Below are 21173 nucleotides of genomic sequence, written 5' to 3'. Positions count from 1 at the left end.
TGCCGGTGGTCATCGGGAGTCCACATCGGATTCCGTTTCGGAGTCGTCGGTCGGCGGCAGCAGCGCGCCCTCGGTGAGTCCGGCGGTGGTCTCGCGGAGCGCCTCGGCCGCGATCCGGTCCACCGCGCGGGCCGACTCCCGCATCGCGTGCAGCCGCCGGAAGGCGTCGCCGTAGCCTTGTTGCCGCTCCGGCGGCACCAACGGCACCCGCAGCCGCTTGGCGTCCAGCCGCAGGATCGAACTGCCGGTGGTGGCGCTGTGCGTGTTCTCCTCCGAACCGAGGAAACCGGCCAAAAACCACGCGTCGAGCCGTTCCGGATCCGGCCGCAGCAGATACAACTGCCGCCCCAGCAGGGCACCCGCGTCCTCAGCCGTTGCCACGCGCACCGGCACCCGCCGCAGCCCCTTGAGCGTGTCCGGCAGGATCACGTCGCCCTCGGCGATCTCCACGGTCTCCGAGGGCGGCTGCCCGGTGCCCCCGGAAGGCCCCGCGTGCTCCCAGACGTCGGCGGAGGTGAGCACCCGCCACGCCACTTCGGCACCGGCGGTCTCCTCCGCAGCACCGGAGGTCGAGATCCGGTGCAGCTCCAGCGCCCCGCCTCGCAGCAGATCGGCCACAGTGGCCGACTGCCAGGCGACCGGCTCCGAACCGGCGGACCGCCACTCCGGAACGTCGAGCGAGTCGAGCAGTTCCGAACCGGCACGGTGCAGCTCCCGCCACGACCACAGCACCCGCTCGTGCCTGCGCGCCGGATCGACCGCCCCGGCACCGGTGTGCACCTGGCGTCGCGGCGTGAGATCGACGTTCTCATCGAGCACGTCCACGGCCGGGCGAGCGCAGACGACTCCCGGCACGGCCTCGAAACCCTCCGGATCGGCCAGGAAGTCGCGCCATGCGGGCAACACCCGCTCCCGCAGCGCCTCCCAGGACAACGCGGTACGCCCCGAGGCGCGCTGCTCGCCCGAGGAATCGGCGGGCGGAGCCGTTTCCTCGGCCGGTGGTTGCAGGAACAGCACGGGGGCGACCTCGCGGTGCTCGGGGTCGGGCGCGGCCAGCAGCCAAAGGTGCAGCCCGAGATGCGAGGGCACCGCCGCGCCCGGCGGCAACCCGATCACCGCCCGCAACGCGCCGGAACGCACCAGCTGGGAACGGATCCGACGCCCGGAGGCCCGTTCCGCCACACCGGGAGGCAGCAGCAGCACCGCCCGGCCGCCCGGTTCGAGGTGGGCCAGACAGTGCTGCACCCAGGCCAGTTCGGACTCCGATTTCGGCGGCAGCCCGTACACCCAGCGCGGGTCGTAGGCGACTTCCTCGTGGCCCCAGTCCCGCACGCCGTACGGCGGGCCGCAGACCACTCCCCCGGCACGCAGTCGTGGGAAGGCGTCCGCGCGGAGGCTGTCCCCAGTACGGATCAACCGCTCGGCCGAGGTCGCGAGGTCCAGCCGAACCGAGCTCAACGCCGCTAGCGGGTCGTGCACGTCCTGGCCGGACACCTCGGTGGCACCGGCTTCGGCCGCCGCGAGCAGCAACCCGCCCGCGCCGCAGGCCGGGTCGAAAACGGACTTCGGGAACCGCTCCTCACCGGGAGCGAGCAGCGACACCATCAGCTCGGCCAACGGCCGGGGGGTCGGGGTGGTGCCGGTCTCCGGATCCTCGGTGATCACCTCGGTGAGCACGTCCAGCGCGGCGAGCACGCCGTCGGCGGCCACGCACTCCACCAGGGCGCGCAGCACCGTCGCAGGGAACTCGTCCGGAAGCGGACCACGCGCCCCCGAGTCGTCGCTGAGGTGATCGGTCATCGCCCGGTCCAGCAGCTCCCGCTGCCGTGGTTCGGGTGAACCCGCGATCAGGGCGCGTTCGGAATCGTCGAGCCCGGCCAGCGCCGACAGCAGCGGCAGCAGTCGGACGGCCGGGCCGCCGATCTCGTCCCCGGCCGTGCGCAGCGTGGCGCGCAGTTCCTCCCGTGGCGTTCGCTGCGGGAGCTGGCCCCGCTCCGACAACCAACTCCGCACCTGTTCGGCGTCATAGGCGGGGCTGCTGTCGGTCCCACCCACCGGCGCCGGAAAGTCCGGGTGGCGTCGGCGCCAGTTGCTGACCGTCGCCCGCGTCACCCCCGCGATGCGGGAGATCTCGGCAGCGGTCAGCTGCGCGGCTGATTGGGGCATCGCGAGGTCCTGTCCTGTTCCGGGATCCGAGCCGTAAACAGCCTACAACACCGATCAAATCTGTAAACACGTTTGACAGTGCTTTCAGCTTGTGCTTTTATGATCACGCTTTCAACGCGGCCGGTTGTCAGGCGATCGCACCATCCAGAGCTGTTCCACGAGAGAAGCCAGAGCCGCTCGACTAGAGAGGCCAGAGCCCTTCACCGAGAGAGATCAGACCCGCTTTACGAGAGAGGAAAACCATGTCCATCCCCATGCCCACCAGCGAAACGGAGGGCATCCGGCTGCACGTCACCCCGTTCCGCCCGGAAGCGGTGATCGGTGCGCTCGGCCTGCCCACCCTGCTGCAGCTGGTCCCCTCCCCCAAATCGCAGGAGAACCAGCAGGCGCTCAAACACGCCTCCGGCACGCTGCGCAGGCACGCCGAAGTGCGCGGGCTGGTGCAGCGGATGCTGCGATCCACCAGCAAGGGCCGCAACGTCGCCTCCTACGCCGGCTACATGGCAGCCGGGGTGAAAGGCGATCTGGGGGCCGCGTGGTCGACACCCCCGGTCACGCTCTGGCTGGGTTCCCAGCTCGCCTCGATCGGTGAGGAACTCGTCGCGGGAACCGGCATGCGAACGGTGTCCATCGCCCCCGGCTCGCCCGTGGTGGCCATCGACGGCGAGACGCAGGTCGCCGCCTGGCACGAGCTCTACGACTCACCCGAGCGCTACGGACTCACCACCGACGAGCTGGCCCGGATACGGGTGCCCTTCGAACTGTTCTGGGGCCTGGAGGTCAAGGAGGCGCGGCAGATCTTCTACGACCGCAACGTCGAGGGCATCACGGTGGCCAAGAACCTGGCCATGTCGATGGACCAGCGCGACTTCGGCACCCGGCTGGCCCACCTGGTGATCGACAACGTGCGAGTGGAACGCGACGGCGAGTCCGTGCCGTTCGGCAAGTTCGTCGAGACCAGGGGCAGGCAGCTCAAGGCATCCTCGCCCGAGGTCGTCACCCTCTCGGCGTTGCGCGTGCTGGTGGTGTGCACGCTGTTCGGCAGGGTGGGGCTCGCGCGTTCGGGATCGACCCTGCGGGACGAGGAACTGCCCGAGGGGGTCACCGCCGAACAGGCCACCCGCAGGCTCGTGCCACTACTGTCGACGGTCATCTCGACGCTGCGGGAGCACTTCCTCGCGCGCTCGGCCGTGTCCGCCCCGGCGGTACTGGCGGGCATCGGCATCGCGGCACACCAGGCGACCGGCTGGGCCAACACCGGCGGCACGCTCACCGAGGACGAGCTGCTCCACCTGCTGTCCACAGTGCGCTGGGAACGCGAAGCCAGGTACTGGCACGGCGTGGCGGCCAGCGCCAACGCCAAGGGCACGCTGAACTTCGCGGGCGGAGCCAAAGACGCAGGGGGTCGGGTGGCCGACGCCATCGTGCACCCCGAGAGCCAGTACGGGCGAAGGATCCGCGGCCGATAACCAGAGTTTCTCGGTTCCGGTTGGCGCGGGGTTCACTTGGCGGAACCTCTCGCGGGCTCTCGCTGCGGGTGCCCCGACATCGGGTAGTTACTACACAACGTCGGGGCCGTCCTCGCGAGAGCACCACGAGAGAACCCGCAGCGGTGCGGGCTGCGTGAGTGGTCGTTTCGGCGCCGACGCGCCGAAGAACCGCCACACGGCAACGCATCCGACTCACGCACCGGGGACACGGGCGTGACGCCGCTCATCCTCCCGATACCGGAACAGTGCCGGTTCGAACCCGCAGCGGTGCGGGCTGCGTGGGTGGTCGTTTCGGCGCCGACGCGCCGAAGGACCGCCACACGGCAGCGCATCCGACTCACGCAGCTGGGATACCCGCGCCACTCAGTCGCATGGTTCCGCTTCGACAGCGGCACCGGTGCGACGACGATTTCGCGAGAAATCGACGAGCACAAAGCCACCTCACCCCAAGGGCGCGGCGATTTCGCGAGAAATCGACGCCCTTCGCACGGACAGTCCGCATCGAACGAAAGGCAAAAGCAAAATGACTTACACACCGGTACCACCGCAACAGCACAGCGGAAAGTTCTCCGGCCTCGCAGTGGCGAGCCTGGTGCTGGGAATCGTCGGCATATGCGGGTCGATAATCCCCATCCTGAACAACCTGACCGCCGTAGCAGGTTTCGTAGGTGTGATCCTAGGAGCCATCGCCCTGTTCGGAACCAGGAAAGTGATGGCCGGGATCGGAACCGGGCTGGGCGTACTGGGGATCGTGATCACCGTGGTGGTTCAGGCAGCGCTGGTCAGCACCATCGAAAGCGGTGGGGAAGCCGCGGGCACCGCCAACAGCGAGCCGGAAACATCCATTCAGCCCGCCCCGGCCTCGAACGGTTCGTCCGATTCACAGTCCGGTTCGTCCGACTCTTCCGAGAAACTCGGGTTCGGCGAGAAGCACGAATGGAGCGGGGGCGAAACGATCTCCGTCTCGAAACCCAGCCCCTACACCGAGAGCAACCAGTTCCTGCAGCCGGATGCGGGCAAGCGATACGTCCAGTTCGACGTCCACGTGGTCAACAATGGCGACGCCGAGTACAACGTCGCTTCGGTGAACATCACCGCACAGCACGCCGGCAAGGTCGCCCAGCAGAACTACGCCGCCGGTGACCAGCTCCCGAACACCCAACTGCCGCCGGGCGGCGACGTCACCTACACCATGGTCTTCACCATCTCCGAGGAACCGGGCGAACTGCAGGTCAGCGTGCAGCCCAACGTGTTCGCCGCGAACACGGTCTACTTCACCGGCAAGGTGTGACCCGCTCGATAAATGTAAGCCCGACGAAAGCCGAGCACCCCACTCACCTGACCACCGCAACACCGGAGAACGGGTGCTGGTCGAGGCCAGCCCGCGCGACAGGGTGTGGGGCATCGGTTTGGCCGCCGACGATCCGGCGGCGGGCGATCCGGAGCGGTGGCCGGGGCTGAACCTGCTCGGCTTCGCGCTCATGGAAGCACGCGAGACGCTGCGCGAGCGCGAGCAGATCGACTGAACACCGCCCGGCACGCACAGCGCGGGCGCATCGAAAACGCCCCGAGGGAGCCGAGCGGGGTCGGAACGGCCCCGGGGGACAGAACCGCAGCGAAAAGCGGTGGCGGGAGAGGCGCCCTCGCTCACCCCTCGGGGCGGCCGCGCTGCTGCCGCAGCTTGCGCAGCGCCTCGTCGAGCAGCTCCATGCCGTCCTCGTCGCTGCGTCGTTCCTTGACGTAGGCGAGATGGCTCTTGTAGGGCTCGTTGCGCTTAGGCGACGGTGGGTTCTCCCGGTCCCGCCCGGCCGGAAGCCCGCAGTGCGAGCACTCCCACGTGTCCGGAACCCGCGCGTCCACCGCGAACGATGGCTCGGTCAGGTGCTCCTTGTCACACCAGTAGGCGACCCGCTGTCGGGGAGCCGCCTCGCCACGCTCGACCTCGGCACCGCCCGAACTCGACCCGATGCGCATGCCGCGTATCGAGTTACCACCAGTCATCCGCTTTCACCCACCGTCCCACCATCTTCCGGTCGACATCGTGCGGACCGAGACCGCACGACTACGCGGCCGAGGCCGCGCCCCGACCGCGCGCGTGCTCGTCAGGAGGCACCCATCTTGATCAGCAAGCCGGTGCCGATTATGGAGATCACCCACAGCGCGATGACGAACAACGTCATCCTGTCCAGGTTCTTCTCCGCGACGCTGGACCCGGCCAGGCTCGACTGCATGCCGCCGCCGAACAGCGAGGAGAGCCCGCCGCCCTTGGCCCGGTGCAGCAGCACGAGCAGCACCAGCAGGATGCTGGTCAGCAGGACCATGATCTGCAACAAAAGTGTCATAACGTCCTCGTTCGCATCACGGTTCGTGGCAAGCCTACCGAACCGACTCGCCGCCGTGGACCACCGTCGGCATCGTAAACTCTCGATTCGCATCCGCCGGCTCGGTATTCCGCCGGTTCCTCGGCATTCCAGCTGCCGAACAACCCGCCCCCGAAACCGGGGTGAGAACCAGCGGGAGGTTCCGCCTGGACCCCGGGCGGCGTCGATTTCTCGCGAAATCGCCGCGCCGCCCGGTAACCCCGGTACTTCGCGCCTGACTCCCGGAAGCGGCCGGGAACGGGGTCAGGGTAGCGGTCCGCCCGCGGCCAGCGCGCTCATCTTGGCGAACTCGTCACCGTTGAGGCTGGCACCGCCGACCAGCGCGCCGTCCACGTCGTCCCGGCCGACCAGGTCGGCGATGTTGCTGGACTTGACCGAACCGCCGTAGAGCACGCGCACCTCCTCGGCGATCTCGGCGCCGTACTTCTCGGTCAGCGCGGCCCGCAGCGCCCCGCAGACCTCCTGGGCGTCCTCGGCGGTGGCCACCTTGCCGGTGCCGATCGCCCAGACCGGCTCGTAGGCGATCACCGCGCGCCGCACCTGCTCCTGCTTGAGCCCCTTGAGCCCCTCGATGAGCTGGTTCGTGCAGTACGAGACGTGGTCGCCCGCCTCCCGCACGTCCGAGCCCTCACCGACGCACAGGATCGGCGACATCTCGTGCTTGAGGACGGCGCGGACCTTGCGATTGATCAGTTCGTCGGTCTCGCCGTGGTGCTCGCGGCGCTCCGAGTGGCCGACGACGACGTAGTCGCAACCGAGCTTGGCCAGCATGGGGGCCGACACGTCACCGGTGTAGGCACCGGAGTCGTGCTGCGAGACGTCCTGTGCGCCGTGCCGCAGCAGCAGCTTGTCGCCGTCGATCAGCGTCTGCACGCTGCGCAGATCGGTGAACGGCGGGATCACGGCCACCTCGACCTTGTCGAAGTACTTCTCCGGCAGGGCGAAGGCGATCTTCTGCACCAGCGCGATCGCCTCGAGGTGGTTGAGGTTCATCTTCCAGTTGCCCGCCAGCAGCGGCTGCCTGGACTTGCTCATGCCCGACCCTCCAGTACGGCCACTCCCGGCAGGTCCTTGCCCTCCAGGAACTCCAGCGAAGCCCCACCACCGGTGGAGATGTGCGAGAACCGCTGCTCGTCCAGTCCGAGCGTGCGCACCGCGGCGGCGGAGTCACCACCGCCCACGACGCTGAACGAGTCGGATTCGGCGACGGCTCGCGCGACGCCCCTGGTGCCCTCGGCGAAGGCGGGGAACTCGAACACACCGGCGGGACCGTTCCAGAACACCGTGGCGGCCGAACCGAGGATCTCGGCGTAGCGCTCCACGGTACGCGGGCCGATGTCCAGGCCCTGCCAGCCCTGCGGGATCGAGTCGGACGGCACGACCTGCGTGTTCGCGTCGGCGGCGAACCGGTCGGCGGCCACGACGTCTACCGGCAGCACCAGCTTGTCACCGTGCTCGTCGAGCAGCTGCTTCGTCGTGGCGATCTGGTCCTGCTGCAGCAGCGAATCGCCCACCGAGTGGCCCATGGCGGCGAGGAAGGTGTAGGCCATGCCCCCGCCGATGACCAGCCGGTCCACCTTGGGCAGCAGTGCGTTGATGACGCCGAGCTTGTCGGAGACCTTGGAGCCGCCGAGCAGCACCACGTAGGGCCTGCGCGGGTCACCGGTCAGAGTGCGCAGCACATCGACCTCGCTGAGCACCAGCCCACCGGCGTAGGCGGGCAGCCTGGTGGCGAGGTCGTAGACCGATGCCTGCTTGCGGTGCACCACTCCGAAACCGTCCGAGACGAAGGCGGCACCGGTTCCGACCAGTTCGACCAGGGCGTCGGCGAGCTGCCCGCGTTCGGCGTCGTCCTTGCTGGTCTCGCGCGGGTCGAAGCGCACGTTCTGCAGTACCGCGACCCCGCCGTCGGCCAGTCCGTCGACCACCTGCTGCGCCGAGCTGCCGACCACGTCCTCGGCCAGCGCGACCTCGGAGCCAAGCAGCTCACCGAGCCTGCGCGCCACCGGGGAGAGGGTGTAGCGCTCGTCCGGGGCGCCGTCCGGCCTGCCGAGATGCGCGGTGAGCACCACGCGGGCGCCCGCGCCGGTCAACTTCTCGATCGTCGGCAGGGCGGCCCGGACCCGACCGTCGTCTGTAATGGTTTCGCCGTCCAGCGGGACGTTCAGGTCGGCACGCACCAGGACGTACCTGCCCCGAACCCCCTCGCCGAGCAAGTCGTCGAGATTCTTCAAGCCTGCAGCTCCTCGCCTGAATCACAAGGGGTGAGGGATCACAAGGGGTGATGGGACGATTCGGCCCCCGGGCGGGGTCGCCCGGGGGCCGATGGAGATCAGGAAAGCTTGGAACCGACGAGGTCGGCCAGATCGACCAGGCGGTTGGAGTAGCCCCACTCGTTGTCGTACCAGCCGACGATCTTGACCTCGTTGCCGATGACCTTGGTCAGCGGGGCGTCGAAGATCGTGGAGGCGGGGTCGCCCACGATGTCGCTGGACACGATCGGCTCCTCGGTGTAGCGGAGGATGCCCTTGAGCTGGCCGTCGGCGGCAGCCGCCTTGAACGCCTCGTTGACCTGCTCCTCGGTGGCGTTGGTCTTGAGGGTGGCGGTCAGGTCGGTGACCGAACCGGTCGGGACCGGCACGCGCATGGCGTAGCCGTCGAGCTTGCCGTTGAGCTCGGGCAGCACCAGGCCGATCGCCTTGGCCGCACCGGTGCTGGTGGGGATCACGTTGACGGCCGCCGCACGCGCCCTGCGCAGGTCCTTGTGCGGGCCGTCCTGCAGGTTCTGGTCGGCGGTGTAGGCGTGCACCGTGGTCATCATGCCCTGCTCGATGCCGAAGCTGTCGTTGAGGACCTTCGCCATCGGGGCCAGGCAGTTGGTGGTGCACGAGGCGTTGGACAGCACGGTCTGGGTGCCGTCGTAGGACTCGTCGTTCACCCCGAGCACGACGGTGAGGTCCTCGCCCTTGGCGGGTGCCGAGACGATGACCTTCTTCGCGCCGCCCTCGTCCACGTGCCTGCGGGCGTCCTCGGCCTTGGTGAACAGTCCGGTGGACTCGACCACGACGTCGACACCGAGGTCTCCCCACGGCAGCTTGCCCGGATCCTTCTCGGCGAGGATCTTGATGCTCTTGCCGCCGACCTCGATCCCCTCGTCGGTCACGGTGACCTCTCCGGGGACCTGGCCGAGCACGCTGTCGTACTTGAGCAGGTGCGCCATGGTTGCGACGTCGCCCAGGTCATTGGCGGCCACGACCTCGATATCGTGCTTGCTGGCAACTGCCGCACGCCAGAAGTTGCGTCCGATCCGGCCGAAGCCATTGATACCTACGCGAACGGTCACGCCGATCTCTCCTCGCGACTTACCCTGCCGAGTCGTCGGCAGGTGGCGGTCATATGGACTCGTCATCGACCCTATCGCCCGACTCGCCCCTGTTACGAACTCGGGAGACGCCGCACCACGGCATCGCCGCGCCACTCATCGGCTCGCGGGCCGACGGGCAGCGGAGTCGCCCCGGAACGAACGGCCGCCCGACATCGAATTTCCCACTCCACGGGACGGGTCGATCCGGACAGAACCGATGGGAAACACGACTGTAACGATTCACAAACATCGGTGGAAAATCACTTCCACGGGTGACGAACAGCCGTACCGGAAAGCACCCGCACCACTGTTACTCACCCGAAAGCATCATACGACGTGACGTCGCGCGGGCGAAACCGAACTCCGGTGAATCGACGCCGAGGTGTCACTGCCGACGAATCGCGGCCGGCGAATCGGAGGTTCACCGGCCGCGGGAGTCCCTCGGTGAGCTCTCGGGTGCCGCTCCGCCGGCGGGTAGCTCTCCGGTCGTGCGGCACCCGCGTACCGCGCTGTCGCCGCTGACATATCACCACCGGAAACGGTGATCTCGAAAGCGGGCGCACCCGAACGGCCCCGGTCACTCATGCGGCCCCGGCCACGCGAACGGCCCCGGTCAGTCGTGCTGTTCCTCGCGGAGCATTCCGTCCACACCGGACTCGAGCAGTTCGGTGGTGACCGCCGACTCGGTGTCGGGCAGGTTCAACTCCCTGGCCCGTTTGTCGGCCATCGCCAGCAACCGCCGGATCCGACCGGCCACGGCGTCCTTGGTCATCGGCGGGTCGGCGAGCTGACCGAGCTCCTCCAGCGAGGCCTGCCGGTGCGCCAGCCGGAGCCTGCCCGCCACCATCAGGTGTTCCGGGACGGAGCTGCCGAGCAGCTCCAGCCCGCGTTCCACCCGCGCGGCGGATGCCACGGCGGCACGCGCGGAACGCCGCAGGTTGGCGTCGTCGAAATTGGCCAGTCGGTTGGCCGTGGCGCGCACCTCGCGGCGCACTCGACGCTCCTCCCAGGTCATCACGCTGTTGTGCGCGCCGAGCCGGGTAAGCAGCGCCCCGATGGCGTCGCCGTCGCGGACCACGACCCGATCGGTGCCGCGCACCTCGCGGGAACGTGCCTGAACCTCGAGGCGACGAGCCGCCCCGACCAGCGCCAGCGCGGCCTCCGGGCCGGGGCAGGTGACCTCCATCGCCGAGGAGCGGCCGGGCTCGGTCAGCGAGCCGTGCGCCAGGAACGCTCCCCGCCAGGCGGACTCCGCGTCGCACACCCCGCCCGAGACCACGTGCGAGGGCAGTCCCCGCACCGGACGGCCGCGCGGATCGAGCAATCCGGTCTGCCGGGCCAGGCCTTCCCCGTCGCGTACGACTCGCACCACGTAGCGGGTTCCCTTGCGGAGTCCGCCGGAGGTGATCACGTGCACGTCGGAGTGGTAGCCGTAGAGCTCGTGCAACTCGCGCCGCAACCTGCGCGCGGTGGAACCGGAGTCGAGTTCGGCCTCCACCACCACACGCCCGCCGACGAGGTGCAACCCGCCCGCGAAACGCAGCAGCGAGGACACCTCGGCTCTGCGGCAGCACGCCTTGGTCGTCGGCAACCTGCTCAGTTCGTCTTTGACCGCCGCGGTCATAGCCACCGGTCCGTCCTCCTCTCCAGTGCGGCTGTCAGACTCGCCGCGAGAGCATCCGGTTCGTGCTTCGCCGAACCGGGTGCGGCAGCGACTCGATCAAGCAAAGTCTGCGCACCAAGTCCGGTTGCCGCAGCACGAAGCCGATCGGGCGTCGGTACCGCTTCGGAATCGGCCAATACCGCGTCTACCCGCAGTTTTGGCTCGTGTTCGGAGATCACGTCCAGATGTTGTTCCGGTGAGAAGTCCGCTGTTTCACCCGGTTGCGGGACAAGATTGAGTACCACGATCCGCTGAGCAGAAGTGTTGACCAAGGCGTCGCGCAGCTCGGGCACCAGCAGATGCGGCAGCACGCTGGTGAACCAGGAACCGGGCCCCAGCAGCACCACGTCGGCGTCCAGCACCGCCTGCACCGCCTCGGGAGCCGCACGCGGCTCGTGCCGCTGCCCGTCGACCGCGTTGAGCCGCACCCGTCGCACCCGGCCCGGCGTGCTGGCGATGGCCACCTGCCCCCGGATCGTGCGCACCGCGGCGGGATCCTCGTCCAGCCCGGTGACGTCGGCCTCCATGTCCAACGGCTCCGCGGACATCGGCAGCACGCGCCCCCGCACCTCCAGCAACCGGCACGCCTCGTCCAGCACGGCTATCGGATCACCCAGCACGTCCAGCAGCCCCGCGAACAGCAGATTACCGACCGCGTGGCCCGCCAGGGCACCGTTGCCACCGAAGCGGTGCTCGAACAGCCGCGCCCAGGTGTGGCCCGTCCCGGAGTCGGCCGCCAACGCCGACAGCGCCTTGCGGAGATCACCCGGCGGCAGCATGCCGAGCTCGCGACGCAACCTCCCCGAGGAACCACCGTCGTCGGCGACGGTCACCACGGCCGTGATGTCGGTGGTTATCCGCCGCAACGCGGCCAGACTCACCTGTAAGCCCCGTCCACCTCCGAGGGCGACGGCTCGCGGCCGATCCGGCCGCGTGGTCGTATCACTGGTCTCCACGCTGCTCCCTTCCACCCTCGAGCGGACCGACCGAGAACCCGGTAGCGGGCCGGGTTCGCGTGCCGCGCCGAGCACTTGACCGCGGGTCACGATCGGGCGACACACGAGACAACGAAACACGAGGCAGCGAGGTGTGACGTGCGCATCGCCCGGGACTTGATGAGCCCCGCGACCTCCCCGGCCCCGAACGAACCGGCCCCGAACGAACCGGGCCCGAACGAACCGGGCCACCGGGAAGCGACCGCTGTGGAACGCTCACTCGCGTCCCAGATCGCGGTGCACCGTCTTGACGGTCATCCCGTCGTCGTCGGAAAGTCGTCGCGCCAGCTCCTCGGTGAGCACCACGCTGCGATGCTTGCCGCCGGTGCAGCCCATCGCCAGCGTCAGGTAGCGCTTGCCCTCGCGCTGATAGCCGGTCCCCACCAACCGCAACAACCGCTGGTAGTTGTCGAGGAACTCCTCTGCCCCCTCCTGCCCCAGCACGTAGTTGCGCACCTCGTCGTCGTTGCCGTTGAACTCGCGCAACTCCGGTATCCAGAACGGGTTGGGCAGGAACCGGCAGTCCATGACCAGATCGGCGTCCATCGGCAGGCCGTACTTGTAGCCGAAGGACAGCACGGTCACCTGCGTTCTGGTCCCCGCCTCGGTGCCGAACGCGTCCTCGATCTTGGTCCGCAGCTGGTGCACCGACAACCCCGTGGTGTCCAGCACGAGATCGGCCTCGGCACGGAGCTTGGACAGCAGCGAACGCTCGGCGGCTATGCCGTCGGCGAGTCGACCCTGGCCCTGCAGCGGATGACCGCGCCGGACCTGTTCGAACCGGCGGACCAGCACCTCGTCGGTGGCTTCCAGGAACAGCACTTTCGGCTTGTAGCCCCGCGCGTCGAGATCCTTGATCACCGAACCGAGATCCTCGGTGAACGCCCGGCTGCGGACGTCCATGACCACGGCCACCCGGGTTATGGCATCGCTGGAACGCGCACCGAGTTCGACCATGGTCGAGATCAGTTCGGGTGGCAGGTTGTCCACCACGAACCAGCCCAGATCCTCCAGGCACTTCGCGGCGGTGCTGCGGCCCGCCCCGGACAAGCCGCTGACGACCGCCACTTCGATGCCGCCTTGTTCTTCGCTCACTGTTCAACCCCCTGCGGTACCGTCGCCGTCCCTCGCGGTGCCCGTTTCGGAGTCCCGGACGCCGCCCGTCGGTTCCGTGACGGTGCTGGAAATGTTCCGTCCCTGTGAGTCGTCGGCTCCCGACGACTCGGCCACCCTCCCCGCGAATGCGGTTCCGGTGGCTTCGTCCTCCGCGGTTTCGGCCCCCGCAGCATCCGATTCCGCTACATCCGCTTCCGCCGTGTCCGACTCCGCAGCGTCCGACGCGGCAGCATCCGACGCGGCCCCGGTCTCCGCCGCACCGGACAACGCGCCGTGCACCGCCTCGGCCGTTCGCCTGCCGAAACCCGGTACGGCGCTGATTTCCTCGATCGTGGCAGCCCGGATCTTGCGCAGCGACCCGAAGTGTTTGAGCAGCGCCTTCTTCTTGACCTGCCCCAGTCCCGGCACGGCGTCCAGTTCGGAGTCCGTCATCCGCTTGGAGCGCTGCTTGCGGTGGTAGGCGATCGCGAAGCGGTGCGCCTCGTCCCGCACCCGCTGCAGCAAGTAGAGCGCCTCGCTGGTTCTGGAGAGGACGAGTGGTTCCGGTTCGGCGGGCAACCACACCTCCTCGAGGCGTTTGGCCAGCCCGATGACGGCGACATCGGTGATACCGAGCTCGGCCAGCTCGTCGGCGGCGGCGTTGGCCTGCGGCGCCCCACCGTCGACCACCAGCAGGTTGGGCGGGTAGGCGAACTTGCGGGGTTTACCGGTGTCGGGATCCACTCCCGGCGGCTGCTCGTTCCCCGTGGAATCGAGCTCCTCGCTCTCCCCCGTGCTCTCGCTCTCCCCGGTGCCGTGACCGGCCTGGGCACCGTCGCTCGTCTCGATCGAGCCGGTGCCCGGAAGAGAGCCGGCGTCCACGACAGGACCCGCGTCCACCGCCTCCGCCGCGGCGCCGGGCCCCTGCTCGGTGCCGGTCTCGCGCAGATACCGGTTGAACCTGCGCCGAACCACCTCGGCCATGGCAGCGGTGTCCCCGCCCTCACCACCGCCCCGCACGGAGAACCGACGGTATTCGGACTTGCGGGCCACCCCGTCCTCGAAGACGACCAGCGAGGCGACCACATCAGTGCCCTGCACGTGGCTGACGTCCACGCACTCGATCCGCAGCGGCGCGCTGTCCAGCCCGAGCGAGTCCTGCAGCTCCTGCAGCGCAGCCGAGCGGGCGTTGATGTCCCCCGCCCTGCGCAGCTTGTACTGCTTGAACGCCTCCTGCGCGTTCGCGCGCACCGTCTCCAGCAGCGTTCGCTTGTCACCCCGCTGCGGGACGCGCAGTCCGACCTTGCTGCCACGCAGCCTGCCGAGCCACTGCGCCACCGCCTCGGAGTCCTCCGGCAGTTCGGGCACCAGCACCTCGCGGGGCACCGGGGTGCCACCCGCGTCGGCCTGGTCGGCCAACGCGGCCTGCTCGCCGTAGAACTGGGTGAGGAAATGTTCGACCAGCTCGGCGGTCTCGGTGCGCTCCACCTTGTCGATGACCCAGCCGCGCTGGCCCCGCACCCGACCGCCGCGCACGTGGAACACCTGCACCGCGGCGGCGAGCTCGTCCTCGGCGAAAGCCGCCACGTCGGCGTCGGTGCCGTCCCCGAGCACCACGGCCTGCTTCTCCATGGCGCGGCGCAGCGCCTCCAGGTCGTCGCGCAGTCTCGCGGCGCGCTCGAAGTCCAGCTGCTCGGAGGCCTGCTCCATCCGCTCCCGCAGCCTACGCGTGATCGCGTCGGTGCGGCCGGACAGGAAGTCGCAGAACTCGTCCACGATGCGGCGGTGTTCGTCGGCCTCCACCCTGCCCACGCAGGGGGCCGAGCACTTGTCGATGTAGCCGAGCAGGCAGGGCCTGCCCATCTGCGCGTGGCGCTTGAACACGTTGTTGGAGCAGGTGCGGGCCGGGAACACCCGCAGCAGCGTGTCCAGGGTGTCGCGGATGGCCCAGGCGTGCGCGTAGGGCCCGAAGTAGCGCACCCCCTTGCGCCGGGGACCGCGGTATACGTGCAGCCGGGGGAACTCCTCGTGCAGCGTGACCGCCAGCACAGGGTAGGACTTGTCGTCGCGGTAGCGGACGTTGAAGCGGGGATCGAACTCCTTGATCCAGGAGTACTCCAGCTGCAGCGCCTCCACCTCGGTGTTGACCACGGTCCAGTGCACCCCGGTGGCGGTGGTCACCATCTGCCGGGTGCGCGGATGCAGCGCGGAGAGGTCGGCGAAGTAGTTGGAGAGCCTGCTGCGCAGGCTCTTCGCCTTGCCGACGTAGATCACGCGGCCCTCGCCGTCGTGAAAGCGGTACACACCCGGGGAGTCCGGGATGGTGCCGGGAGCTGGTCGGTAGGTGGACGGATCGGCCACGCCCCCAGCCTACGTGCAGTTACCCTCCTCTTGACCAAGCCGGTAGGAATCCGCGGCGGTACTCGTGTGGCGTGGCCGGTTAGCCGGTACGTGAGTCGGCGCCTTGGGAGCGTTGGGCCGGCTCTTGAGTAGCGACCTACGCGGCGAGCGGCCCGGCCTCGCGATGCATCCGCCTGACGCACCGGGGACACCCGCGCTGCTCACGCCGCACGGTCGCTTCCCGACGACGGCCTCGGCGCGGCGATTTCGCGGGAAATCGACGCCACCCCGGCCACACCGCCGCACCCTCGCGGCGATTTCTTGGGAAATTGACGGGGCTTCGGAAGGCCGCGAGAGGTTCCGCCGAGGGAGCGCCCACCAAAATCGGGGCGACAACGGCGCGTGGTCGGGAGAAGAATTCGCGGGATGCGACTTCCGATCACGGTGCACCGGGCGCGGCTCGGCAAGCACTCCTACCGGGTGATCCGACCCAGACCCACCCCGCCGAACGTGGTGCTGCGGGACTTCAGGAACCGAGAAGGTGAGTTCGACATGCGGCTCGACGCCCGCGCCGCCCACCGGATCGGCATGGCGTGGCTGCTGGCAGCGCGATCACCGCGATCGCTGGTGCACTTCCCGCTGCGGGGCAGGCCGACGCCGGTCACGCCGCAGTGCTGCCCGCGATGCATCGAGTGGTGCTGTCCGCTGGCTACGGACGAACCGCAGCTGGACCTGCTGTTGCTGCATCGCGGTCTGCAGTTCCGCCCTTCGCGATGGAAGGAGGTGCGTGCCCGGTTGGACGACGGCAGGCCGGAGACGGCCGAAATTCCCGCGAGTGATGTTCCGGACGAGGAGAACGTGCTTCCATTCGAGGAGCACTGGATGGACCAGAACCCGCTGCGGCAGCACGTACACGCGGAAACACTGCTGCTCACCGGAAACGCACCGCTGTTCCGGGAGCTGAGCACGTGGTTCCTGGAACTCGCGACGAGAGGCCCCAGAATGCGCTCCCTGACGGGCGAAGCGCACCAGTGCAACGAGCTTCGCTTTCACGAGGATCCTCGCGAGGACAGCCAGCTACACATCACCTACGCCGACAAGTGGTCCGGAACCGACATCGAGCTCTGAGGGGGTGGGCAGGCACCTCGTGCTGCGGTGCCCGCAGCGGAGGACCACACCCGACTTACCCGGCACTCTGCTGACCCTCGGGAACTCAGCGCCTCGGGGGACGGTAGTTCTCGATCCGCCGCAGCAGCGCCCTGATGCGCATCGCGTACAGCGGGGACAGCGCGTAGCCCGGATAGCTGGCGAACCAACCGGCGCTGCCGAGGCTCACGGCGTCGGCACCGGCCCAGAAGTACTCCCGGCAGTCGTCGAAGTTGCGGATGCCGCCGGTGGCGATGATCGGCAGGGTCACCCCGGCATCGCGCAACTCGGAGACCACCCGCAGTCCGATCGGTTTGATCGCCCGCCCGGAGAGCCCGCCGAAACCGTTGGCCAGCAGCGGGTTCCCGGTCTCCGGATCCAGCCGCAGCCCTTTGACGGTGTTGATGGCGGTCAGCGCCGACACGCCGTGCCGGGCGGCCAGCCGGGCGTGCTGCAGGTAGTCGTAGTCCGGGGAGAGCTTGAGGATCACCGGGTGGTTGCTGCGCGGCACCGCCTCGGCGAGCACGGATTCGATGATCGCGTTGAAGTCGAAGTTGACGTTGTGGCAGGAGACGTTGAACTCCACCGCCGCGATGTCGCCCGCAGGAACGGCATTGTTGATCTTGTCCACCAGCGTGGTGAACTCCTCGGTGGAGAACCCCCCGACCGAGATGATCGTGTTCTGCCCGCGAGTGCGCGGGTAGTAGTCCCGCAGGTAGGAGTCGATACCCACGTTGCACCAGCCGAAGGCGTTGAGCCAGCCGCCGTCCACCCGCTGCAGCGCCCTGCCGTAGCGCTTCAGCAGGCCGGGCAGCTCCCGCAGCGGCCAGACGTCGCGGGTGGTGAAGTGCCCCTCGCGGGGTTCGACGGTGACCGTGCGGGTGGTTATGGCGCCGAACCGGTCCAGCGGCACGAACTGCGAGACGGGGCTCATGCCGTAGGGGATGAGTTTGGAGTTGGCCACGCCGTAGCCGAGTATGCTCGAAGAGGTCACCAGCCGGTTGCGGAGTCGGATGTCCCCGAGCCGGACGTGCGGCCCCGCCGTCTCGTCGGCACGGACCAACCGCAGGTTGCGCTCCTGAGCCAAGCTCACGATCTCTCCCCTCACCGTGTGCGCGGCGACCGATTCGATGTCACCGTGCTCATTCTCGCGCATCGGCGAGCGGCGGCACACGCGGTGGGTGCACAGGTAATTCCCACCCGAATCGTAGAGACGCCGTGCGGCGCGCAGGCGCTGTGGCATCCCCTTGGCGATGCTCCGACACCGGACATTTTCCGGAAGTACTCCGTCCGGAAGCACTTCGTCCGGCGGCGATGCGACCTCCCCGAGGCGCGACCGCGTGCCACGCATCGGCACGCACGCCGAACTCCACCATCCTCGCGATCGGCACCGCCGCGGGTTCTCCCGTGCGGCTCTCGCGAGGACGCCCCGACGTTGTGTAGTGACCACCCGATGGCGGGGGAACCGCGGCGAGAGCCGTGCGAGGGGTTCCGCCACCCGACCCTCTACGGGCCGGACGGGGAGTGATCACCCCTCGATGTGGCCGATCTCGCGCCGCAGGGCGCGGAGGTCTCGCATCGCGCGGACCGCGTGCTCCCCGTCGAAGGACTGAATGGCCGAGATGGACTCGTACTCGTCGTCGGGCAGTTCCAACCGTGCGCAGCTCGCCCCCTCGGGAAAGCTCACTCCCCGCACGTCGGACCAGGAGTAGCGGTGGGTCAGGATCGAGTTGCGCACTTCCACGCCGTTCTCGTCGGCGCGGAGTCGCGGCCGGAGCGACAGCAGGATGAGCCCGGCCAGCACCGCGCCGATGCCGACCATGGCCACCTGATCGGAGACCGTCAACAGCAACCCGTTCGAGGTGCGACGCAGCATCACCGCGGCCACGCCGCAGACCACGAACACCACGATCGCGGCGGGCACGGCCACGTTGCGCACCCGCTTGGGGCGCACCTGCACGAAACCGTTTGTACTGGTCGAGGCGCTCACAGGAAACCTCGCTCGCTGCTGTAGTCACCGCGGAGCTCACGCAGCACCAGCGCGGTCTCCAACGCGGCCGAGGTGGCCTCGAAACCCTTGTCCTCGATCGAGTCGTCGAACCCGGCGCGCAGCGTCGCCTGTTCGCGACTGTCCACGGTCAGCACACCGTTCCCTACGGCGGTGGACTCGTCCAGGGCGACCCGGGTCAGTCCCGATGTCACCGACTCGCACACGTAGTCGAAGTGCGGGGTTCCACCGCGAATCACCACTCCGAGCGCCACCACGGCGTCGTAGGCGTGGGTGAGCTGCTGGCAGACCACCGGAAGTTCCATGGAGCCCGGCACCCGAACCACTTTCGGCTCCGCGGTACCGGCCTGCTCGGCCGCCTGCAGGGCACGACGCAACATCTGCTCGGCGATGTCCGCGTGCCAGCGAATGGCCACGATCGCCGTTCGCAGGTCGGGTGCTTGAGGTACCGAGACCTGCGGTCGTCCTTCCCCGCTCATGCCGTCACCTCCGAGCCACCGCCGATCGAGGAGTCCTCCCCCTCATCCAGGTACTGCAGTTCGTGTCCCATCCTGTCCCGCTTGGTGCGCAGGTAGCGCAGGTTCTCCGCGTTGGGGCGGATGGGGAGCGGCTCGCGGCCGACGATACGCAGGCCGTAGCTTTCCAGCCCGACCCGTTTGTCGGGGTTGTTGGTCAGCAGCCGCATCGAGCGGACACCGAGATCGGCCAGGATCTGGGCCCCCTGCCCGTAGTCTCGGCCGTCCACGGCCATGCCCAGCGCCAGGTTCGCGTCGACGGTGTCGGCTCCCGCGTCCTGCAGCTGGTACGCCTGCAGCTTGTGCATCAGGCCGATGCCCCTGCCCTCGTGGCCGCGCATGTAGAGCACCACGCCCCGGCCCGCCTCGGCCACCCTGGCCAGCGCGGCGTCGAGCTGCGGGCCGCAGTCGCAGCGCAGCGAGCCGAGCACATCACCGGTCAGGCACTCGGAGTGCACGCGCACCAGCAGGTCCTCGCCGTCGCCGATGTCGCCGTACACCAGCGCCAGGTGCTCGATCCCGTCCAGCAGGCTGTCGTAGCCGAAGGTGCGGAAGGTGCCGTGCGCGGTGGGGATGCGGGCCTCGGCTACCAGCTGTACCTGCTTCTCGAACCGCCTGCGGTAGGCGATGAGGTCGGCGATGGTGATCAGCGCGAGTTCGTGGTCGGCCGCGAAGACCTCCAGCTCGTCGCGTTTGGCCATCTCCCCCTCGGCCTTTTCGCTGACGATCTCGCAGAGCACCCCGGCAGGGCGCAGCCCCGCCAGCCGTGCGAGGTCGACGGCTGCCTCGGTGTGGCCGGAGCGGCGCAGCACCCCACCCTCACGGGCACGCAGCGGCACCACGTGCCCCGGACGGTTGAGGTCCTCGGCCGTGGAATCGGGCGCGGCCAGCACGTTGATGGTGTGGGCGCGGTCGGCGGCCGAGATGCCGGTGCCCACGCCGGAGGCGGCGTCCACGGTGACGGTGTAGGCGGTGCCGTGCAGGTCCTGGTTGGCGTGGTACATCGGGGGGAGGTTGAGCCGGTCGCAGTCCTCGCCGGTCAGCGCGGTGCAAACGTATCCCGAGGTGTAGCGGACCATGAACGCCAGCAGCTCCGGGCTGGCCAGCTCCGCGGCGAAGATCAGGTCACCCTCGTTCTCCCGGTCCTCGTCGTCGACCACGACCACCGGCCTGCCCGCGGCGATGTCGGCCAGTGCCCGCTCGATGTCGGCGAAAGTCGTGTTGCCGACCTGCTCGGCGTCCCTGCTGTCCGGGGGACCGTCCGGGACGGAATCGTTCGAACTCACCGCGCCTGCTCCCTACTGTCACCATTGTCCGCCGCACGCGGTGTTCCCGTGCGGGTGAGCCGGTCGAGTTGTGGGGCCACCAGCCGCTCCACGTGTTTGGCGAGCGCGTCGACTTCGATGTTGACCCGATCGCCGGGTGAGCGCAGCCCCAGGGTGGTCACTTCCAGGGTGGTGGGGATCAGGGCCACGCTGAACCCGTCCTCGGTGAGCCCGGCGACGGTCAGCGAGATCCCGTCCACGGTGATGGAGCCCTTCTCCACCAGGTAGTGCGCCAGGTGGGGCGGAAGTGAGAACTCGGTGCGGCCGTCGGCATCGGCCGCGAGGAGGGTCGCGGTGTCGTCGACGTGGCCCTGCACGATGTGTCCGCCGAGCCGGTCGCCGAGCGCCATGGCACGTTCCAGGTTCACGCGGTCGCCCGCGGCGAGATCCCCCAGTGTGGAGCGGCGCAGGGTTTCGTCGACGACGTCGACGTCGAATCCGTCCTCGCTCAGCCGCACCACGGTCAGGCAGACCCCGTTGACGGCGATGGAATCGCCCGGCGAGGCGTCACCGGTCACCACCGAGGCGGCCAGCGAGAGTCGGGCGCCGTCGGAGGTTCGCTCGACCGCGACGAGCTCCCCGAGTTCCTCCACGATCCCGGTGAACACGTGGCACCCTCCTTTGGGCGTTCCAATCGGCCGTTCGGGGGACGTCGGTCGGGAGATTTCCCGTGCGGTAACCGTAC

Annotated in this window: 18 protein-coding genes and 1 pseudogene; 4 read left to right on the top strand and 15 right to left on the bottom strand. The window is 68.9% G+C overall.

What is annotated here, in order from left to right:
• Window positions 1-9: 9 nt before the first annotated feature.
• Window positions 10-2166: an N-6 DNA methylase gene (locus BLR41_RS09280; RefSeq protein WP_092627640.1), complete on the bottom strand. Its 2157-nt coding sequence runs from the start codon at window positions 2164-2166 to the stop codon at window positions 10-12.
• A gap of 242 nt (window positions 2167-2408) precedes the next feature.
• On the opposite strand from BLR41_RS09280, the gene BLR41_RS09275 reads away from it, so the two are divergent.
• The 3 genes and pseudogenes from BLR41_RS09275 to BLR41_RS09265 form a co-directional block, all read left to right on the top strand.
• Window positions 2409-3635 (top strand): DNA sulfur modification protein DndB, encoded by a 1227-nt coding sequence (locus BLR41_RS09275; protein ID WP_176797904.1) that lies wholly within the window; start codon window positions 2409-2411, stop codon window positions 3633-3635.
• Between the two features lie 544 nt (window positions 3636-4179).
• The gene (locus tag BLR41_RS09270) at window positions 4180-4947 is read left to right on the top strand and encodes a DUF4190 domain-containing protein (protein ID WP_092627639.1); all 768 of its coding nucleotides are present in this window, start codon (window positions 4180-4182) and stop codon (window positions 4945-4947) included.
• A gap of 61 nt (window positions 4948-5008) precedes the next feature.
• Window positions 5009-5182 (top strand): annotated as a pseudogene (locus BLR41_RS09265) (NADAR domain-containing protein); the annotation flags it as partial.
• 121 nt (window positions 5183-5303) lie between these two features.
• On the opposite strand, the gene BLR41_RS09260 reads toward BLR41_RS09265, so the two are convergent.
• The 9 genes from BLR41_RS09260 to uvrC all read right to left on the bottom strand — a co-directional run bounded on the left by BLR41_RS09260 (window position 5304) and on the right by uvrC (window position 15515).
• Complete coding sequence (locus tag BLR41_RS09260; protein WP_092627638.1) at window positions 5304-5657, bottom strand: RNA polymerase-binding protein RbpA; 354 nt, start codon at window positions 5655-5657, stop codon at window positions 5304-5306.
• A gap of 101 nt (window positions 5658-5758) precedes the next feature.
• Window positions 5759-5998, bottom strand: coding sequence for a preprotein translocase subunit SecG (gene secG / locus BLR41_RS09255; protein WP_092627637.1), 240 nt, complete (start codon window positions 5996-5998; stop codon window positions 5759-5761).
• 282 nt (window positions 5999-6280) lie between these two features.
• Window positions 6281-7072, bottom strand: coding sequence for a triose-phosphate isomerase (gene tpiA, locus BLR41_RS09250; protein ID WP_092627636.1), 792 nt, complete (start codon window positions 7070-7072; stop codon window positions 6281-6283).
• Entirely contained in the window at window positions 7069-8271 is a 1203-nt protein-coding gene (locus tag BLR41_RS09245) for a phosphoglycerate kinase (protein WP_092627635.1), read from the bottom strand. The genes tpiA and BLR41_RS09245 overlap by 4 nt, the downstream gene beginning before the upstream one ends.
• 98 nt (window positions 8272-8369) lie before the next feature.
• The gene (gap, locus tag BLR41_RS09240) at window positions 8370-9380 is read right to left on the bottom strand and encodes a type I glyceraldehyde-3-phosphate dehydrogenase (RefSeq protein WP_092627634.1); all 1011 of its coding nucleotides are present in this window, start codon (window positions 9378-9380) and stop codon (window positions 8370-8372) included.
• Window positions 9381-10014: 634 nt separating this feature from the next.
• Window positions 10015-11031, bottom strand: a complete 1017-nt coding sequence (gene whiA, locus BLR41_RS09235) for a DNA-binding protein WhiA (RefSeq protein ID WP_092627633.1) — start codon at window positions 11029-11031, stop codon at window positions 10015-10017.
• Window positions 11022-12020 (bottom strand): gluconeogenesis factor YvcK family protein, encoded by a 999-nt coding sequence (locus tag BLR41_RS09230; RefSeq protein ID WP_092627632.1) that lies wholly within the window; start codon window positions 12018-12020, stop codon window positions 11022-11024. The genes whiA and BLR41_RS09230 overlap by 10 nt, the downstream gene beginning before the upstream one ends.
• Window positions 12021-12275: 255 nt before the next feature.
• A complete protein-coding gene (gene rapZ, locus BLR41_RS09225; RefSeq protein WP_092627631.1) occupies window positions 12276-13154 on the bottom strand; it encodes an RNase adapter RapZ in 879 nt (292 codons plus the stop codon).
• 3 nt (window positions 13155-13157) lie between these two features.
• Window positions 13158-15515 (bottom strand): excinuclease ABC subunit UvrC, encoded by a 2358-nt coding sequence (gene uvrC / locus BLR41_RS09220; protein ID WP_245694025.1) that lies wholly within the window; start codon window positions 15513-15515, stop codon window positions 13158-13160.
• A gap of 405 nt (window positions 15516-15920) precedes the next feature.
• Here uvrC and BLR41_RS09215 point away from each other — a divergent pair, with 405 nt between their 5' ends.
• Window positions 15921-16622 (top strand): hypothetical protein, encoded by a 702-nt coding sequence (locus BLR41_RS09215; RefSeq protein ID WP_092627630.1) that lies wholly within the window; start codon window positions 15921-15923, stop codon window positions 16620-16622.
• Between the two features lie 85 nt (window positions 16623-16707).
• Here the strand turns inward: BLR41_RS09215 and BLR41_RS09210 are convergent, their stop codons facing one another.
• The 5 genes from BLR41_RS09210 to BLR41_RS09190 all read right to left on the bottom strand — a co-directional run bounded on the left by BLR41_RS09210 (window position 16708) and on the right by BLR41_RS09190 (window position 21096).
• A complete protein-coding gene (locus tag BLR41_RS09210; protein WP_245694024.1) occupies window positions 16708-17733 on the bottom strand; it encodes a beta/alpha barrel domain-containing protein in 1026 nt (341 codons plus the stop codon).
• A 435-nt stretch (window positions 17734-18168) separates the two neighbouring features.
• Window positions 18169-18630 carry a PH domain-containing protein gene (locus tag BLR41_RS09205; RefSeq protein ID WP_092627629.1) on the bottom strand — a complete coding sequence of 154 codons (462 nt, stop codon included), beginning with the start codon at window positions 18628-18630 and terminating at the stop codon, window positions 18169-18171.
• Window positions 18627-19127, bottom strand: a complete 501-nt coding sequence (ribH, locus tag BLR41_RS09200) for a 6,7-dimethyl-8-ribityllumazine synthase (protein ID WP_092627628.1) — start codon at window positions 19125-19127, stop codon at window positions 18627-18629. Before ribH ends, BLR41_RS09205 begins: the two co-directional genes overlap by 4 nt.
• On the bottom strand, window positions 19124-20449 hold the full coding sequence (locus BLR41_RS09195; RefSeq protein ID WP_092627627.1) for a bifunctional 3,4-dihydroxy-2-butanone-4-phosphate synthase/GTP cyclohydrolase II: 1326 nt from the start codon (window positions 20447-20449) through the stop codon (window positions 19124-19126). The genes ribH and BLR41_RS09195 overlap by 4 nt, the downstream gene beginning before the upstream one ends.
• Window positions 20446-21096: a riboflavin synthase gene (locus tag BLR41_RS09190; RefSeq protein WP_092627626.1), complete on the bottom strand. Its 651-nt coding sequence runs from the start codon at window positions 21094-21096 to the stop codon at window positions 20446-20448. Before BLR41_RS09190 ends, BLR41_RS09195 begins: the two co-directional genes overlap by 4 nt.
• Window positions 21097-21173: the final 77 nt, after the last annotated feature.

This window comes from Actinopolyspora mzabensis (genome assembly GCF_900101095.1).
GTDB lineage: Bacteria > Actinomycetota > Actinomycetes > Mycobacteriales > Pseudonocardiaceae > Actinopolyspora > Actinopolyspora mzabensis.
This window is presented reverse-complemented; position numbering and strand designations above follow the sequence as displayed.

Bases quoted from the DNA above. Each gene is read 5' to 3' on its own strand.
- BLR41_RS09275 (WP_176797904.1), top strand. From the start codon at position 2,409: ATGTCCATCCCCATGCCCACCAGCGAAACGGAGGGCATCCGGCTGCAC.
- BLR41_RS09215 (WP_092627630.1), top strand. From the start codon at position 15,921: ATGCGACTTCCGATCACGGTGCACCGGGCGCGGCTCGGCAAGCACTCC.
- BLR41_RS09280 (WP_092627640.1), bottom strand. From the start codon at position 2,166: ATGCCCCAATCAGCCGCGCAGCTGACCGCTGCCGAGATCTCCCGCATC.
- BLR41_RS09260 (WP_092627638.1), bottom strand. From the start codon at position 5,657: ATGACTGGTGGTAACTCGATACGCGGCATGCGCATCGGGTCGAGTTCG.
- BLR41_RS09270 (WP_092627639.1), top strand. From the start codon at position 4,180: ATGACTTACACACCGGTACCACCGCAACAGCACAGCGGAAAGTTCTCC.
- secG (WP_092627637.1), bottom strand. From the start codon at position 5,998: ATGACACTTTTGTTGCAGATCATGGTCCTGCTGACCAGCATCCTGCTG.
- tpiA (WP_092627636.1), bottom strand. From the start codon at position 7,072: ATGAGCAAGTCCAGGCAGCCGCTGCTGGCGGGCAACTGGAAGATGAAC.
- ribH (WP_092627628.1), bottom strand. From the start codon at position 19,127: ATGAGCGGGGAAGGACGACCGCAGGTCTCGGTACCTCAAGCACCCGAC.